Source organism: Pseudobacillus wudalianchiensis, assembly GCF_001685015.1.
Classification (GTDB): domain Bacteria; phylum Bacillota; class Bacilli; order Bacillales; family Domibacillaceae; genus Pseudobacillus; species Pseudobacillus wudalianchiensis.
In genome coordinates this window covers 490,710-506,579 of record NZ_MAYT01000012.1, presented here as the reverse complement: position 1 = coordinate 506,579, position 15,870 = coordinate 490,710, and the positions used below count along the sequence as shown (strand labels likewise).

At 41.2% G+C, this 15,870-nt stretch carries 18 protein-coding genes; 6 read left to right on the top strand and 12 right to left on the bottom strand.

Annotated elements, in window-relative coordinates; translation table 11 throughout:
- Window positions 1-7: 7 nt before the first annotated feature.
- The 3 genes from A8F95_RS10180 to A8F95_RS10170 all read right to left on the bottom strand — a co-directional run bounded on the left by A8F95_RS10180 (window position 8) and on the right by A8F95_RS10170 (window position 2,613).
- Complete coding sequence (locus A8F95_RS10180; RefSeq protein WP_065410398.1) at window positions 8-1,420, bottom strand: MBL fold metallo-hydrolase; 1,413 nt, start codon at window positions 1,418-1,420, stop codon at window positions 8-10.
- Between the two features lie 230 nt (window positions 1,421-1,650).
- Window positions 1,651-1,884, bottom strand: coding sequence for a CsbA family protein (locus tag A8F95_RS10175; protein WP_049664784.1), 234 nt, complete (start codon window positions 1,882-1,884; stop codon window positions 1,651-1,653).
- Between the two features lie 84 nt (window positions 1,885-1,968).
- Complete coding sequence (locus A8F95_RS10170) at window positions 1,969-2,613, bottom strand: YfbR-like 5'-deoxynucleotidase (protein WP_065410397.1); 645 nt, start codon at window positions 2,611-2,613, stop codon at window positions 1,969-1,971.
- 126 nt (window positions 2,614-2,739) lie between these two features.
- Here A8F95_RS10170 and A8F95_RS10165 point away from each other — a divergent pair, with 126 nt between their 5' ends.
- Window positions 2,740-3,570, top strand: coding sequence for an undecaprenyl-diphosphate phosphatase (locus A8F95_RS10165; RefSeq protein ID WP_065410396.1), 831 nt, complete (start codon window positions 2,740-2,742; stop codon window positions 3,568-3,570).
- A gap of 404 nt (window positions 3,571-3,974) precedes the next feature.
- Here the strand turns inward: A8F95_RS10165 and A8F95_RS10160 are convergent, their stop codons facing one another.
- Both A8F95_RS10160 and A8F95_RS22455 read right to left on the bottom strand, forming a co-directional pair.
- Entirely contained in the window at window positions 3,975-5,318 is a 1,344-nt protein-coding gene (locus A8F95_RS10160; protein ID WP_077247306.1) for a hemolysin family protein, read from the bottom strand.
- A 383-nt stretch (window positions 5,319-5,701) separates the two neighbouring features.
- Window positions 5,702-5,869 carry a hypothetical protein gene (locus A8F95_RS22455; protein ID WP_176713667.1) on the bottom strand — a complete coding sequence of 56 codons (168 nt, stop codon included), beginning with the start codon at window positions 5,867-5,869 and terminating at the stop codon, window positions 5,702-5,704.
- 239 nt (window positions 5,870-6,108) lie between these two features.
- Here A8F95_RS22455 and A8F95_RS10155 point away from each other — a divergent pair, with 239 nt between their 5' ends.
- Entirely contained in the window at window positions 6,109-6,726 is a 618-nt protein-coding gene (locus A8F95_RS10155) for a YitT family protein (protein ID WP_049664793.1), read from the top strand.
- Window positions 6,727-6,897: 171 nt separating this feature from the next.
- Here A8F95_RS10155 and cysC read toward each other — a convergent pair whose 3' ends face one another.
- The 5 genes from cysC to A8F95_RS10130 are packed head-to-tail and all read right to left on the bottom strand — an operon-like array spanning window position 6,898 to window position 10,736.
- Window positions 6,898-7,497 carry an adenylyl-sulfate kinase gene (cysC, locus tag A8F95_RS10150; RefSeq protein ID WP_065410395.1) on the bottom strand — a complete coding sequence of 200 codons (600 nt, stop codon included), beginning with the start codon at window positions 7,495-7,497 and terminating at the stop codon, window positions 6,898-6,900.
- Window positions 7,498-7,509: 12 nt separating this feature from the next.
- Window positions 7,510-8,658 (bottom strand): sulfate adenylyltransferase, encoded by a 1,149-nt coding sequence (sat, locus tag A8F95_RS10145; RefSeq protein ID WP_065410394.1) that lies wholly within the window; start codon window positions 8,656-8,658, stop codon window positions 7,510-7,512.
- 47 nt (window positions 8,659-8,705) lie between these two features.
- The gene (locus A8F95_RS10140; RefSeq protein ID WP_065410393.1) at window positions 8,706-9,416 is read right to left on the bottom strand and encodes a phosphoadenylyl-sulfate reductase; all 711 of its coding nucleotides are present in this window, start codon (window positions 9,414-9,416) and stop codon (window positions 8,706-8,708) included.
- 34 nt (window positions 9,417-9,450) lie between these two features.
- Complete coding sequence (locus A8F95_RS10135) at window positions 9,451-9,984, bottom strand: histidine phosphatase family protein (RefSeq protein ID WP_065410392.1); 534 nt, start codon at window positions 9,982-9,984, stop codon at window positions 9,451-9,453.
- Window positions 9,966-10,736, bottom strand: coding sequence for a phosphosulfolactate synthase (locus A8F95_RS10130; protein WP_065410391.1), 771 nt, complete (start codon window positions 10,734-10,736; stop codon window positions 9,966-9,968). The genes A8F95_RS10135 and A8F95_RS10130 overlap by 19 nt, the downstream gene beginning before the upstream one ends.
- Before the next feature lie 193 nt (window positions 10,737-10,929).
- Here A8F95_RS10130 and A8F95_RS10125 point away from each other — a divergent pair, with 193 nt between their 5' ends.
- The 4 genes from A8F95_RS10125 to A8F95_RS10110 all read left to right on the top strand — a co-directional run bounded on the left by A8F95_RS10125 (window position 10,930) and on the right by A8F95_RS10110 (window position 13,865).
- The gene (locus A8F95_RS10125) at window positions 10,930-12,153 is read left to right on the top strand and encodes an MFS transporter (RefSeq protein WP_065410475.1); all 1,224 of its coding nucleotides are present in this window, start codon (window positions 10,930-10,932) and stop codon (window positions 12,151-12,153) included.
- 14 nt (window positions 12,154-12,167) lie between these two features.
- Entirely contained in the window at window positions 12,168-12,449 is a 282-nt protein-coding gene (locus A8F95_RS10120) for a hypothetical protein (RefSeq protein ID WP_049664801.1), read from the top strand.
- A 250-nt stretch (window positions 12,450-12,699) separates the two neighbouring features.
- Complete coding sequence (locus A8F95_RS10115; RefSeq protein WP_065410390.1) at window positions 12,700-13,467, top strand: sulfite exporter TauE/SafE family protein; 768 nt, start codon at window positions 12,700-12,702, stop codon at window positions 13,465-13,467.
- A 182-nt stretch (window positions 13,468-13,649) separates the two neighbouring features.
- The gene (locus A8F95_RS10110) at window positions 13,650-13,865 is read left to right on the top strand and encodes a hypothetical protein (RefSeq protein WP_065410389.1); all 216 of its coding nucleotides are present in this window, start codon (window positions 13,650-13,652) and stop codon (window positions 13,863-13,865) included.
- A gap of 189 nt (window positions 13,866-14,054) precedes the next feature.
- On the opposite strand, the gene A8F95_RS10105 is transcribed toward A8F95_RS10110, so the two are convergent.
- Both A8F95_RS10105 and A8F95_RS10100 read right to left on the bottom strand, forming a co-directional pair.
- Window positions 14,055-14,594: a TVP38/TMEM64 family protein gene (locus A8F95_RS10105; protein WP_065410388.1), complete on the bottom strand. Its 540-nt coding sequence runs from the start codon at window positions 14,592-14,594 to the stop codon at window positions 14,055-14,057.
- Between the two features lie 19 nt (window positions 14,595-14,613).
- Complete coding sequence (locus A8F95_RS10100; RefSeq protein WP_065410387.1) at window positions 14,614-15,807, bottom strand: PDZ domain-containing protein; 1,194 nt, start codon at window positions 15,805-15,807, stop codon at window positions 14,614-14,616.
- Between the last annotated feature and the right edge of the window lie 63 nt (window positions 15,808-15,870).

The following is a 15,870-nucleotide window of genomic DNA, read 5'->3' as shown; positions in this document are numbered from 1 at the left end:
CTCCTTGTTATAATTGCTTGATTGGTCCGCCTTCTCTTTTCCAGCCGGCAAAACCGCTTGCCATGTTTTCAATGTTTTTAAAGCCCTTTGCTTGAAGCAAGCTTGTTCCAATGGCAGAACGTGCTCCAGACTGGCAATGAACGATAATTTTCTTATCTTTCGGCAGTTCTTCTGCTTCTTCCTCTAAATAACCGAGCATGTGATGGTGAGCGGTTGGAATATGTCCCGCCTCCCATTCTCCTTGTTGACGAATGTCGACTACGTAGACGTCGTCTTTTTCATATTGAGCTTTTAATTGGTCAACATCAATATTTACGTATTTTTCTAGTTCAGGCGCTTCACTTACCACGCTTGGACTTGCAAATGACACAAGGTTATCAAGACCAATGGATTCAAGAGAACGTTTAATATCAGCTGCTTGTTCTTTTTCCGCTATCACAACCAATTTTTTCTCATAATCTAAAATCCAGCCGGCCCAGTTTGTAAAGATTTTTGTATATGGTAAGTTGATGGTACCTTCAATATGCCCTTGAGCAAACTCGCTGCCAAGTCTAGTATCAATCACCATAGTATCTTCTTGAACTAAATATGACTCCAAGTCCTTGTAGCTTTCTACATAAGGAATCGTTTCATTCGTTAGAATAGCCGGGCCAACTTTATTTACTTTCTTCATCACCGCAAAATATTTAGGAGGCTCCGGTTGATCTTTCAGAAGCTCTTTTTGGAATTCATCTTTATCCATTTCTTGCAAAGCCCAGTTGTTTGCTTTTTCATAGCCAACTGTTGAAAGCGGAACGGCACCAAGTGATTTGCCGCAAGCACTTCCGGCACCATGACCTGGCCAAACGACTAAATAATCCGGCAGCTGTTTAAACTTTTTAATGGATTCGTACATCTGAGCAGCGCCCGAATTAGCTGTTCCTTTTACTCCAGCTGCTTTTTCTAATAAGTCTGGACGACCAACATCCCCAACAAAAACAAAATCACCTGTGAAAATACCCATTGGCTCTGTGGAACCGCCGCCTTTATCTGTTAAAACAAAGGAAATGCTCTCTGGGGTATGCCCAGGCGTATGCATTACTTTAAATTCCACATTTCCAACCATGAAAACATCGCCATCTTTTACAAGCTTAACAGAAAGGTTATCAGTATATTGATATTTCCAATTTTCATCGCCTTCATCTGACAAATACAAAGTGACACCATAATCATTTGCCAACTGGCGTGCCCCTGAAACGAAGTCGGCATGGATATGTGTTTCAGTTGCTGCGGTTAATTGGAATCCTTCCTTTTTCGCTGTTTCAACATACGGTGTAATGTCACGTGCTGGATCAATAACAATTGCCTCTCCCGTTTTTTGACAAGCGACCATATAAGAATATTGAGCTAATTTTTCATCAAAGTAAGAACGAAAAAACATGATTTAACCCTCCTATTACCCTATTGGGTATATTTGTTGTAACTTTATGTTACCCCATGGGGTATAAAAAATCAAGCGGAAATTTTTAAAGCGGTCATCGCCATTCGATTTAGCAGCTTCTTTCTTAATCATAAGGGCGTTATTCATCGTTCACTGCCTGTTCTTCACGAACTCAGCTTACATAAACGCATAAAAAATTCCGGCTGTCATTCATGGACATGCCGGAATTTTTATTTTGATTGCTTTTTTCTTTTCATCATGAGACTGGCCAGCCAAAACCCAATGGTTAACGAAGCAGCATCAATAATAATCAGCGGCCATGTATGGGTATACCCTTTATAAGCAGAGGCTGCAATTAACGCAACGGTCAAGCCCAGGCCCAAAAAGTGATTAAATGTTACTCTCGTGAAAAAAATCACGAGAAAGCCGGGCAAAAACATTGCCATTATCATTTTACCTACCATGTTTTCACTCCCAGCGAGCAGCTTTTCTTGCCTCCATCATACTGAAATCTTATCCATTTAGAAAGACTTTTTCTAAAAAATACGTTACTTTTTCTCATATTTTTTAACAATGATCTCGGTCATATAATTTAATTCATTATAGGGGATAAACTCTTCGGAAAGCATGTCCGGCAAAATGTTTTTAATAAAATATTTTACGCAGTTCATGTCAGAGAACTCCATAATGGTAGACAGCGCTTCTTTATAAATTTCCAAAAAAAGCGGCTCCGGGTTCCGCTTAAGGATTTCTCCAAAGGTTTCATACAGCAAATCAATTTTATCCGCCACCGATAAAATTCGTCCCTCAAGCGTATCATCTTTTCCCTCTTTAAATCGCTCTATATAGATGCTTTGTAATTCTTCGGGAAACTCTTGCTCGACAAACTTTTTCGCCATTTGCTCTTCCACTTGTGAAAACAAATCCTTTAATTCTTTCGTAGCATACTTTACAGGCGTTTTAATATCGCCTGTGAACAACTCTGCATAGTCGTGGTTCAATGCTTTCTCGTATAAAGCCCGCCAATTTACTTTCATTCCTTCTAACTCTTCAATGGTCGCCAAAAATTGAGCGATCTTCGTTACTTTAAATGAATGCGCCGCTACATTGTGCGACTGATATTTAAATTTCCCCGGCAGCCTAAACAATTGCTCCAAATCGGACAAACTCTTAAAATAATTATGTATACCCATGAAATGATCATTCCTTTCCAGAACTATAGAAAAAAATAATGGTATTTCTTCGAATTCCTAGACATATTTTCATTGTAGCCATACAATCGTTAAGTGGCTATTTATTTTATTTTTTGAGGTGACAAAATGAACTTGTGGGAATTATTCGTTGCTTTTATCCTCGGACTCGTAGAAGGAGCAACTGAATTTGCGCCTGTTTCTTCTACAGGGCATATGATTATTGTAGACGATATTTTGCTAAAATCGAAAGAATTGTTTTCAGAGCCGGTTGCGAATACATTTAAAGTCGTCATCCAGCTTGGCTCCATTTTAGCCGTTGTGGTTGTATTTAAGGATCGTATTCTCAACTTGCTTGGATTGCAAAAAGGAAGCCGATCAGCTTATCGATCCGGTCCAAGGCTGACGCTTGTTCATATATTTATTGGACTAGTTCCAGCGGCCGCGCTTGGCTTCTTATTCGAGGATTACATTGATGAACATTTATTTAGTATCAATACAGTGTTAATTGGACTCGTTGCTGGTGCCTTTCTTATGCTCGCAGCGGACTGGCTGGCCCCGGGACGTGTCAAAGCCGAAACGGTTGATGACATTACGTACAAGCAAGCCTTTCTCATTGGTTTATTTCAGTGCATAGCATTATGGCCTGGCTTCTCCCGCTCCGGTTCTACGATTTCCGGAGGCGTTCTTCTCGGTATGAGCCACAGAGCAGCTGCTGACTTCACCTTTATTATGGCAATGCCGATCATGGCAGGGGCCAGTGCCATATCGCTTATTAAAAACTGGGAGTATTTCTCGATCGATGTATTGCCTTTCTTTATCGTTGGTTTTATTAGCGCCTTCGTTTTTGCTTTACTGTCGATCCGTTTCTTCCTGGAGCTCATTAATAGAATTAAACTAACGCCGTTCGCGATCTATCGAATTGTGATTGCAGCCGTTATTTATTTCGTATTTTTATAGAAATTAAGTAAAGCCTGCTACTTCTGTTAGTAGTCTAAAGTCGGCAACCCCTATCATAGGGATTGCCGACTTTTCTCTTTTCTAAACACGCTTTCTTCCGCTATTGCTTCTCTACGTTAATAGAGTAAAAAGCTGATTCTATAGAAAAATTCATTAATATAGTGCACTATTTTTTATATACTAGGATGCAAAAACATCCCAAAGTTATTTTTCAGAAAATCGGTTTGTGTTGATGTGGCAGGGGGCCTCTCGGAGCGAAAGTCAACAGTTCCTCTTTTTATTCTATAACGCCCCATTTACAAGAACAGGCTGAAATAAAAAAACAAGCGGCTAAGTTAGTCGCTTGTTTTTTATTTTAGGCTTGATGGATTTACATATCGAAAGCCTGATTCGCTTGTTGTAAATTAAGCTTCTTTTACAGCTTCGATTTCACCGATCACCGGTGACAGAGCTGGGGCGGCCTTTGTGACTTCCACGAATTTAATATGGTAGCCATCCAGTTCCACCACTTTGAATGTGCAGCCTCCATATTCAATCGTGTCGCCTTCCTGAACTTCAAATTTCTCAGTCAAAATCCAGCCGCCGACTGTATCGACATCCTCTTCATCGATATCTAAGCCGAATAAATCATTTACTTCGCTCAGCAACACTTTTCCGTCAAGAATAAGCTGCTGATCGTTAATTCTTTTAATCATCGGTGTTTCATCCTGGTCAAACTCGTCACGAATTTCACCAACGATTTCTTCCAGAATATCCTCTGTTGTTACAAGTCCGGCCGTGCCGCCGTATTCATCAATTAAGATCGCCATCTGAATGCGTTCCTTTTGCATTTTTACAAGCAGATCATGAATAGCAATCGACTCAATGACTTGGATCACAGGGCGAATATAGTGGTCAATCGTCACATTCTTTTTCTTCTCGTCTCTAATATAATCCGTCAATACTTCCTTCATGTTGACCATTCCGATAATACGGTCTTTGTCACCGTCCGCGATTGGATAACGAGTATAGTTTTCTTCCATCGCTATCTCGATACACTGCTCAACCGTGTTTGACTTATCAAACGCTGTTACTTCGGTACGCGGCACCATAATTTCTTTCGCAAGGCGGTCATCAAATTCAAAAATATTGTTCACGTACTTATACTCTGATTGATTGATCTCTCCGCTCTTCAAGCTTTCTGATAAAATCATGCGTAATTCTTCTTCTGTATGGGCCATTTCACTTTCTGAAACAGGCTTGAAGCCAAACAATTTAATTAACAGCGTAGAAGATCCGTTCAATATTTTAATGAATGGATACATAAGACGGTAAAAGACAATCATTGGTTTAGCGGCTAGTAATGTAACTTGTTCCGCCTTCTGAATCGCTATGGTTTTCGGTGCTAATTCACCCACAACGACATGTAAAAAAGTAACCGTGGAAAAAGCAATCAAGAACGACACGACACTGACAACAGATTCCGCTAAATCAAGACGAACAAACAGCGGATGCAGCAAATGCTCGACAGTCGGTTCACCGAGCCAACCAAGTCCAAGAGCTGTCACTGTAATCCCTAATTGACAAGCGGATAAATACTCATCCAGATTCGTAATCACTTTCTTTGCAGCGGCCGTGTTTGCACGTCCCTCTGCTGCCAATTGATCGATCCTTGTGCTTCTAACCTTTACAATTGCAAACTCAGTCGCTACGAAGAAACCGGTTAATGCAATTAAAAAGGCAACCATGATTAAGTTTAATATGTCCAAATAAGATCCTTGCGGCTACATTGTGCCGTAAGGAATTACACCTCCGTTAAATTAAAGTGAATAGTACTATTCAACCGTCCTTTTTTTCGTGCGCTGAGGCTTGATCCGGCCTGTTTGCGTACAAAAATCAGTCTGGCTGCTTTTATCCATAAACCGAGTCGCACTGCCTGCAAACATTTCTACATTTCTTTTTACTGCCTTCCCAACATCCTCACCTCACTTCTCCATACTTCTACTTTAAAATATCGGTCATTTTCAGTCAATATTTAGTAAAGAAAATATCAGACAATAACGGCTCATTTAGAAGGGATTATACGTTATTATATTTCTCCGAGCAGGAAAAAAAGCGCCCAAAATGTTGCTTTTGGGCGCCCTTGTGTTATTTATTTTTTTGACCGGGCACGTTGATTATTCATTCCCTGACCGCCCATGCCTGTCAGCTGAGGAATGACATTCGAAAGTTGTCCCGCCCGACCAGTCATCATGCTGTAAGCAGCAGCTCCAATGCCAATTGATGCAACAATAGGTAAAATTTGAATGTTATTTCTCATAATGCTTCCACCTGCCCCCTATTAGATTGCTTTGTCAAGCATATATAGGTTTTGTTATTTGCCCGTAAAACACTCAAGTATTTTTTAACAAAGAACTAGTACATCCTCTTCATAAAACACGGCTAAAATGAAACATATTCTAATTTTTTCCTCATAAAATGGACAAGGAGAGAAAGTCTTTAGGGAGGAATAAACATGGAGGCTATAAAGACAAATTTAAAGGATTCATTCAAATAACGATGAGAAAATTATTGTTAACGTATTTCTACTTACTCTTTGGAGCTTTCTTACAAGGGATGTCGATGTCTTTATTTTTGTTTCCACACTCCATCCCCTCAGGAGGAGCGGCCGGGTTAGCTCTTCTAATGAATCATTGGTTTGAACTGCCTCTCGGCTTTTCTTTATGGTTAGCCAATGCCGTTTTTCTGCTTTTTGCCTTAAACTACTTCGGGTTCACTTGGACGTTTCGAACGATCACTTCGGTGGCCGCAACCTCGACAACCATTAGTATTTTGACTTATCAAGTGCCTCATATGCACATACACATTTTTCTCGATATGCTGGCGGGAAGCATTCTCTTCGGTATTGGAGTGGGGATTCTCATTCGGGTTGGAGCATCAAGCGGGGGAATGGTGATTCCTGCACTCATGATTGCCTCTTATAAAAACTGGAGCCCTGGAAAAGTGATGATGGGGATTAACCTTTTTATTTTCTTATTAACTTCTCTTATCATTGATTATAAAATCGTTATATTTGCTGTCATCTGTCAATTTTTCTCTACCAGCATTATCGACTATATTTACGATTTCAGATTTCAAAAAGTCAGTGTTCTATCCCCCCATTGGCGGAGGAAGTAAACAGGCTGTTGACAAACGCTCGCTGTTTTTGCTGCTCGCTTGCCTGCGGTGCTCATGACTCTTATCATCACTCCGCTCCTCATCAAGCTTCGCATCTCGTAGGACAAGCGCTTTCAATCAGCCTCAGTTGTTGAAAATAGATTTTGTCTACATCCTTGAAGAAGATCCCTTTTACAGGATCTTCTTTTCTTTCAAATAAGCTAGTATTTCTTTAACAGACTGTTCAATAGACATTTTATCCGTTTCAATCACAATTTCAGGATGATGAGGAGGTTCATAAGGGGAGCTAACCCCTGTAAAGTCAGGGATAACTCCTTTTCTTGCCTTTTTATACAGGCCTTTTGGATCCCGCTCCTCACAAACCTGAATCGGACAATGAACATAAACCTCAATGAACTCTCCAGGTGCAAACATGCTTCTGACTAACTGCCGATCTTCACGAAAAGGAGAAATAAAGGCAGAAGACACAATTTGGCCGCTATCTACAAATAATTTTGCTACTTCTCCTATTCGACGAATGTTCTCTTTTCGATCTTCTGCTCCAAAACTTAGATCCCTGTTCAAACCGTGGCGGATATTATCCCCGTCTAACACATAGCTTCTGCAGCGCTGCTGAAATAACACCTCATCCACAGCATTGGCCAATGTTGATTTTCCAGAACCTGATAATCCAGTAAACCATAAAACGCAGCTTTGGTGCCCATTCAAGAGGTGGCGACTTTCTTTCGTAACGGCTGTATGATGCCAGGTAATATGATCAGCTGTTCCCATATCCTACATCCTTTATATTTTTGTATAGATTTCTTTCATTCCCTTTATAAGAATGTCTATTACTTCCGGCCGGCTAAATTCCTTTGGCGGATGTTCGCCGTTTTTCAGCATTTGCCTAACCGCTGTGCCCGACAGAATAATATGCTCTTGCTTGTCATGGGGACAGGTTTTTTCAGAAGCCATATTGGCGCACTTTCTGCAGTAAAAACTGTGCTCAAAAAAGAGCGGTTTAATCCCGATCTCTTCTTCCTCAAAATGACTGAATATTTTTTGGGCGTCATACGTGCCGTAATAACTTCCTACGCCTGCATGGTCTCGGCCGACGATGAAATGGGTACAACCAAAGTTTTTACGGACAATAGCATGAAAAATCGCCTCTCGCGGTCCAGCATAACGCATGGCTGCCGGAAAAACAGATAAGAATACCCGCCCTTTCGGATAATAATTTTCAAGCAGAACCTCATAGCTTTCCATCCGGATTTCACTTGGAATATCGTCAGCTTTCGTTTCGCCAACGAGTGGATTCAGGAAAAGTCCGTCCACCGTTTCTAATGCTGTTTTTTGAATGTATTCATGGGCGCGATGAACAGGATTGCGTGTTTGGAAGCCGACAATGGTATTCCATCCAAGTTCTTTAAACTTTTCTCTCGTTTCAGCAGGGTCCAAATAGTAATCGTTAAATTTACTTTTTTCCGGCCGTTTAACGAGCGTGATCGGCCCGGCTATATACACTTCAGGCCGTGCGAAAAGTTTTTTTACACCTGGGTGATCCAAATCAGCCGTTCGATAAACTCTCTCAGCCTCTAGTTTTTTATCTGGGGAAAATAGCTCCTTCACTGTCATGACGCCATAAACCGTCCCATTATATACAAGGTTTACGGTTTCTCCCTTGTGTAACGTTCTCGCCTTATCTTTGTTGACCGCCAATGTAATCGGCAGCGACCAAGGGAGCCCATTTGACAATCTCATGTTTTGCACAACAGAGTCATAATCAGCCTTTCCCATAAATCCCTTAAGCGGGCTATACGCGCCGTTTGCAATTAGCTCCAAATCACTTAATTCTAATGTATCCAGCTCCACACAGTTAAGCGATGAATCAATGGAAAATAATAAATCTATCCGATTCACTAATGTACCGCCATGCGGTGCAATTCCCCACACATCTTTCCCTCCCTGATAATCCAAGCTGCCGTGTCTTATCCTATCCTCTAATTTTGATGAAGCCCACATTCCGACTTAGATCGTCCTGCCCATCGTCCCGCTCGAAGCCCCTCGTTTTCGGAAACCGGTTCGGTACACGGCGCACACCCGATACTTGGAAACCCTTTGTCATGCAATGGATTATAAGGCAATTGGTGAACGTGAAGATACGTCATAATATCCTCCCATGTCCAATGGATAAGAGGACAAACTTTTACCTTGTGAAATTTTTCGTCTTTATTAACATATTGAACATGACTTCTCGTTGGAGATTGCTCTCTTCGCAATCCTGATATCCATGCTTTAGACCCTTGTAATGCTTTCTGAAGAGGCACTACCTTTCTAAGGTGACAGCAAAGGTTGGGATCACGTTTCCATAATTCCTCGCCATGCTCTTTTGCCTGCTCTTCCACTGTCGTAGCAGGCCGTACCTTTGTAATATTCAACGCAGGATAGCGTTCCTTTACTTTCTCAATCAATTCATACGTCTCCGGGAAATGGAGCCCTGTGTCCAAAAAGATAATCTTTGCTTCCTTATTCACCTTTGCAATCAGATCAATTAAGACGATTCCTTCCGCTCCAAAGCTGCAGGCATACACAATGTCGTCGCCGTACTCCCGAAAGGCCCATTTCAATACATCAAAATAATCTGATTGGCTCTCTAAAATCTTTTCTAACTTTTGTTCATCCCAATTTTCATACGTTAATAAGCCAGCCACTAGGCTTTCCCCCGTTTCTCTCTCCCTGCTGACGTTAGGAATGGAAGGTCAATGTAATGCACTCATTATTTTCTACCGTCATTTTATTCATATGGTTGATATGGCCGTATTGGAAATACGATATAACGGCTCTGATCCATGACCCATGGCCAAACACTAAAAGATTGTTCAAATCTCGGTACTTCTCCAAAAACGAGATAATTCTCTCTTCTAAGTTGATAAGGCTTTCCCCTAGGATTAATGCTCTTGGCTGTTCGAACCATTGCTCTCCATATTCTTCGTACAGCTTTTCTTTTGGAAGCCCTTCAAAAGGGCCAAAGTCTAATTCGTCTAATAAAGGTTCTGTTTCAAACGAATAACCATAAAGATGGGCTGTTTGCTGAGTTCTTTTCAGCGTGCTCGTTAGCACCATGTCAAATGGTGATAATGCTTTAAGCTGCTGTTGATTGTGAGCAATGCCTTGCCTGGAACCTTCCGTTACAGCTGCAAGGGCAATGTCTCTTCTTCCTTGTAGCCTTTGCTCCTTGTTCCATTCTGTTGGGAGATGCCTTATAAAGGTAATTTGCATTCACTATCCTCCAAATAAAATGTCTCGCTTCTTAATCCGCATCGTTGAGCTTCTAACACTAAGACATCCGTTAACTTCACATTTCCTACATTTACATTTGCTCCAACTTCTTTAATAAAATACATTTGATGCTTCGGAGTAGGAGCTTCAAAAATAATTTTTTTGCTATCAATGTCCTTAATTAATTCACTGATCAAGTTACCCTTAACATTGCCGTTTTTCTCATAAATACCAGCAGTCCCAGAATCCCTTCCTTCCGTAATGACATACTGGCAGCCTGCTTCTAAAAATTGCTTAATTTCATCTTTCCATTGAGAAATGGCCATTTCCTTGTTGGAATCTTTTGATCCGACTTCCGCAATCACACAGAAATCTTTTTTGATCTGAGCAATAAGATCGAGACGTTCTTGCAAAGGAATATTAAGTGTCCCGTTTGAAACTTCAATATAGTCAATGCCTAGATCTTGCAAGCTCATCAGGTATTCCGGAATCTTATTCTGGTGGTAGCATTTTTCAAATAAGGTTCCTCCAAAATAAGGGTGGATATTATATCGCTTATAAAGTTCGATCTTTTCCTTTAGATTAGGGGTCACATAAGCAGAGCCAAAACCCATTTTGGCAATATCAATCATAGAACTGTAATCGTTTAAAATACTTTTTAACTCCTCTAAAGGGGTTCCTAAATCAATAACGGAAGTTAATCCGTATGTCCTGTTTCCTGTTGTCCTTTTCGGTAATTCTAAAAATTCCATAGGAAATGGGCCTCCTCTATTTTTCTAAGATAGATTATTCAAAAACTGGGTAAACGTGTAGATAATGGGCTTTTCCCCATAGAAATTAGACGATTACCCTGTATAAATGCCCATCTCTGCTCAAACAATAGGAGAAGTATATATTCTCAACAGTCAGGGGTGTACATCATTGCCAAAGCAAAAAAAGAAAGGCATGACTATTTTTGCGATCGGGTCTATTCCGCTTATTCTTGTCTTAGGAAACTCCATGCTGATTCCCGTTCTTCCAAGGATGAAAACAGAACTGGATATATCCCAATTTAAAGTGAGCTTGATCATTTCAGTGTTTTCCATTGCGGCTGCCGCATCGATTCCGATATTAGGTTATTTATCAGACCGGTTTTCGCGGAAAGCTGTGATCATTCCTGCTCTTATTTTGTACGGAACTGGGGGACTTTTAGCAGGATTTGCAGCGGCATGGTTCTCAAATGCCTATACATGGATTCTTGCTGGGAGGGTTATGCAAGGGATCGGCGCCGCAGGAACAGCCCCAATCGCCATGGCGTTAACCGGGGATTTATTCAAAGGCGGAGAGCAAAGTAAAGTATTAGGACTAGTGGAAGCCTCCAATGGATTCGGGAAGGTTATTAGTCCGATTATTGGTTCTCTCGTAGCGCTGCTCTTCTGGTATGCAGCATTTTTTGTCTTCCCGGCTTTTTGTCTAATTTCCATTTTTTTAACAATTTTCTTTATTAAAGAAAAGAAAACAAAAAAAGAACCGCCGCCTGTCGGCAAGTATGTAAAGGGGCTCGTCTCCGTTTTCAAAACAGAAGGCCGCTGGCTGTTTGCTGCTTACCTAACAGGTGCGATTTGCTTGTTTACTCTATTTGGAATTTTATTTTATATTTCCGATATTCTCGAGAAAGACCACAAAATTGATGGTCTGCTCAAAGGAGGTATTTTAGCCATTCCTCTGCTATTCATGACCACTACCTCCTATATAACCGGAAGTAAAATCGGTAAAAAGATGAGACTGATGAAGTCATTAATTGTCATAGGGCTGTTGTTAATGACAATCTCTTTTTCAGCCTTAGTATTTTTTGATCGCTTAGTTCCTTTCTTTGCCGTCCTTGTCATTAGCAGTATCGGCACCGGGCTCGTTCTGCCATGTATAAACAGCTTTATTACCGGCTCGGTTCCTTCCGATCGCAGAGGGTTCGTCACTTCGTTATATGGTTCAGTCCGCTTTTTAGGCGTGGCAGTCGGACCGCCCGTTTACAGCGCGTTAATGGCCTGGTCACGAACAGGCATGTTTTTAGCGACCGCCGGGCTTACGCTGCTGGCTGCACTGCTATGTCTTGTGCTCATTAAGGTAGGCAAAAAAGAACCATCTGAGGAAAAAAGCGATACTTTGTTTGAAAAACTTCAATTTACGTAAAGGAGCAGGTCAATTTGCAAATATACTTTTCACCTGAGGTTGTAACACCTCATTTCCAAGTGTTAAATGTCGTAGACCCTGATCATAAAGCTGTCGGAAACGTAGCTCTTTTATTTGATGAAAAAAAGCTCTACGTATATGGAATATTGGAGGAGGAAGAAGTAGGGGCTGATTTCAAGGACTTAGTTACCCCTTATATAAAAGGTCTGACTAAGGCGAAGCCCGATTTAGATGTTCTTTCCTGCTTATATGTCGGCTGTAAAAAAATAGAATTAAATACAAAAGAAGAAGGTTAAGCTTTTGAGCCCAGTCACTAATGACTGGGCTTAATTTATTGACGGACGTTTCCCATTACCTTAAAAACGAGGAAACGTGAAAGAAGCTGGTCAAAACTTTTTTTCAATCTTCTTTGCTCCCCTCTCCTTTTGTCTTCTGATCGCTTTTTATTGCGCTAGTCCCCTTACATATCTATGTAGCAAGGCGGGCGCCCCTTTCATAAATTGAGGGTATAAAACTTGATTAAAGATAGACTGGGGTGTGCGTCTAATGAGCATGGGGATTATTATAATGGGACTCTTTGTTGGTTGTTTGGTTGGATTGACAGGTGTTGGCGGTGCAGCTTTGTTAACACCTGTTTTAGTTTTAATGGGGATCAGTCCAGCAATCGCCGTCGGAACTGATCTCGTGTATAACTCTGTTACAAAGCTTTTCGGTTCTTTTCAGCATTGGAAGCAAAAAACGATCAACCTGCGATTAGTAAAGTACCTGGCCATCGGGAGTATTCCAAGTGCTATTTGTGCAGTCGGGCTCCTTCACCTGTTCGATTCCTTTTTTAACAACCAGGAGGAAATTATTAAACATGCGCTAGGATATGTGCTCATTTTGGTGGCGTTCACTACGCTCATCAAAACCTTTATGAAGGATCGATTTGAGTCCAATTATTTTCAAAGAAAGCCTTTGGAGGAAAAGCGAGGCTTGACGATCGCTATTGGAGCCGTATTAGGTTTTATTGTTGGATTAACCTCTATTGGCTCGGGTTCATTATTTGCCTTAGCTATGCTTTACCTGTATAAAATGCGCCCCTCAGAGTTAGTTGGAACCGATATTGCCCATGCTTTTCTGCTCGTTACAGCGGCCGGCCTCATGCATGCTGGAATAGGAAACGTTGATTATTTGTTAGTGATCAATCTCTTGCTCGGTTCCATTCCAGGTGTCATATTAGGAAGCAGCTTGTCCGCTAAGTTTCCGGCCAAACCTTTAAGAACGGTTATGTCCATCATTATTCTCATGAGCGGCTTCAAACTAATCACTTAATGACATCGATAAAATTCAGCGGGGAGAAGGACAGAGAGCCTTCTCCCTTTTTATTTACCTCTATACGGTAAATAGCTCCAGTATAATCTATCGTTAAATTTGTAAAACTAAACATGACTCTAGAGTATTGCTCTTTAGAGTCTACTCGTTTGATCAATTTACTGCAGGAAGGATGGGTTGTTATGAATAACCAAGGCGGTATCATGACCTCGTTGTTAGCTGTAGGAGCGGCTGGAGCGGCCATTTATGGAATATCGAGAGGGATAAAAAATGGAACTTTCCAACAGCTCTCTCAAACAGTCTCTAACTCATTAGACAACCAGGCTGTCGAACAAATAGCGAACTCTGTGCTTGGCATGAACCAAAACCAGTCCTCTCAACATCGAAACAATCGATAACCTTACCCAAAAGCAGAGAAAACGATGAGACTGATATTTAACCCTTATTCCTTCCAAATAACGAAAACCCCTTTTGGACGCAATAGTCCAAAAGGGGTTTTTTATTCTGTCTCTCCTTCTTTTTACATTGTCACATAACCTTGAGTATGCAAACAAAAGAACACGGAAGCACCCGTTCTCTTTTTAATCCTATTTTTTCTTAAGAAAAAAGTAAAAAGCGATGATGAAAGTGAGACAGGTAATAGCAGCAAGCTGCCAATAAGGCGTGAGTGCGAAAATTTGTTTCACTGAATACGCCTCAATGAACAAGGAAGGGATTTTCCCAATGGTGCTTGCTAAACTAAAGGAAAGTAAGCCCATCCTGCTTACAGCAGCTGTCAGCGTAACAGCACCGGAGGGAACAAAAGGAACGATTCTTAGTAAAAGGACGAGAAGGATTGCCTCTGCTCCTCCTGTATCCTTGAGTTTATTTAAAAACTTATGGTTGAATTGTTTATGAAGCTTTTTAAATCCGTATCGATAAAGAATAAAGCTCACGACAGCCCCAGCCGCTTCCCCAATAATGGAGACGAGCAGTCCCCATTCAAATCCAAACAGAACGATATTCGCTCCTGTCAGGAAAGCACTCGGAAGCACACCTGAAACAGCAACAATTATATTTAAACTAATGCTTGCTAAAAACGCTAAAACTGGATTAGCCGGAAGCCATTGAATCCATTCATTCTCCACGCTCTATTCCTTTCTAGGATCAAGAGTATCGTTCATTCTCTTCTGTCATAAGCTCCTTGTCTTCATCAACTAAAATTAAACCGAGCTCGTAATGCTGGCCTTCATAGAGTGAGCCTTGAGCAAATCGATTTTGGCCATTGACATCGACAACCTCGAGCTTACAATAGGCAGCATTTTTTTGCAGTGCTTTATAAAACTCATTTTCTGTGTTCACTTCTATGCCATTGACCTTGTAAATAATTTCTCCAATTTTCAAATCCATTTTTTTGGCTGGTGTATACGGCAAAATGCCAAGAATCATCACACCTTTTGGCTGTGGCGTAAAGAAATAGTGACGGTCCTTCTCATAGGCATGATGGCGCCAGGAAATCCAAATACGGCTAATAAAAGCAAATATAGCACTTACAACCGCAAGCAGCGGTACCCAATAAGCTGCGATAGCGAGCAGCAAGGTCACAACGCCAGCCGCTATAATATTTTTTCCAGTCGCCTTAACAGCAAGCTCTGGGAGCGTACTTTTGACCAACTGAGCAAAACCAACTAAAAAAGGAAACCAAATAAAGGAGTATGTTTCTGAACCGATCGAGACAACCGGCCACCAAGGCCATGGCGATGTAAGCTCACCTGTTGGCAATACTAAAAACATAGGCACAAGCCACAATCGCTGAGCCAATTGCACGCCTACTTTTAATCCGCGCGGACTTTCTGCGAGACGAGGCGATGTTCCTTGCCAGCCTTGCTTTAGCATAAGCAGTCCCTCTGTGATGAATAACAACGCTAACATGATGGCCATTGTCATAAGAATTTTATTAAATGAGAGCCCTTCGTATGGAATAAAGGAATAACCTATTTTTTCCGATACAACGAAGATCAGCAAAGCGAGGCCGATTATCCACGCGGGAGACAGCAGCCGAAAACCACCTGCACTTAAGACAATCGTAACAGCGGCAATGAAGTTAAGCAGTTCAAGCGGAAGGGTTAATCCAAAACCAACCGCAATAATGGACAGGAGCAGTCCAATTAATAAACTAGACGGCAGTATGTAGCGAACCTCCTGATAAATATCATACACCCGCGTGTGAAAGTCTTTTCGTTCCCTTGATACTCGAAACATGCCGACAACAAAAGCGAGCAGGAACGAAAAATAAAAGATTGGATGGATAAATAACTTTCCAAAGCCGGCCAAAAGCTCCAATAACCATTCTTGTAGCATGGCGTCTCCCCACCTTACATTAATTGCATTCTACTCAACATTGTAGCAAAAAAAGCGGACATG

What these genes read in the sequence shown, in the direction of transcription:
- A8F95_RS10180 (WP_065410398.1), bottom strand. Translation starts at nt 1,420, where the DNA reads ATGTTTTTTCGTTCTTACTTTGATGAAAAATTAGCTCAATATTCTTAT.
- A8F95_RS10175 (WP_049664784.1), bottom strand. Translation starts at nt 1,884, where the DNA reads ATGGTAGGTAAAATGATAATGGCAATGTTTTTGCCCGGCTTTCTCGTG.
- A8F95_RS10170 (WP_065410397.1), bottom strand. Translation starts at nt 2,613, where the DNA reads ATGGGTATACATAATTATTTTAAGAGTTTGTCCGATTTGGAGCAATTG.
- A8F95_RS10165 (WP_065410396.1), top strand. Translation starts at nt 2,740, where the DNA reads ATGAACTTGTGGGAATTATTCGTTGCTTTTATCCTCGGACTCGTAGAA.
- A8F95_RS22455 (WP_176713667.1), bottom strand. Translation starts at nt 5,869, where the DNA reads ATGAGAAATAACATTCAAATTTTACCTATTGTTGCATCAATTGGCATT.
- A8F95_RS10155 (WP_049664793.1), top strand. Translation starts at nt 6,109, where the DNA reads ATGAGAAAATTATTGTTAACGTATTTCTACTTACTCTTTGGAGCTTTC.
- cysC (WP_065410395.1), bottom strand. Translation starts at nt 7,497, where the DNA reads ATGGGAACAGCTGATCATATTACCTGGCATCATACAGCCGTTACGAAA.
- A8F95_RS10135 (WP_065410392.1), bottom strand. Translation starts at nt 9,984, where the DNA reads ATGCAAATTACCTTTATAAGGCATCTCCCAACAGAATGGAACAAGGAG.
- A8F95_RS10130 (WP_065410391.1), bottom strand. Translation starts at nt 10,736, where the DNA reads ATGGAATTTTTAGAATTACCGAAAAGGACAACAGGAAACAGGACATAC.
- A8F95_RS10125 (WP_065410475.1), top strand. Translation starts at nt 10,930, where the DNA reads ATGACTATTTTTGCGATCGGGTCTATTCCGCTTATTCTTGTCTTAGGA.
- A8F95_RS10115 (WP_065410390.1), top strand. Translation starts at nt 12,700, where the DNA reads ATGAGCATGGGGATTATTATAATGGGACTCTTTGTTGGTTGTTTGGTT.
- A8F95_RS10110 (WP_065410389.1), top strand. Translation starts at nt 13,650, where the DNA reads ATGAATAACCAAGGCGGTATCATGACCTCGTTGTTAGCTGTAGGAGCG.
- A8F95_RS10100 (WP_065410387.1), bottom strand. Translation starts at nt 15,807, where the DNA reads ATGCTACAAGAATGGTTATTGGAGCTTTTGGCCGGCTTTGGAAAGTTA.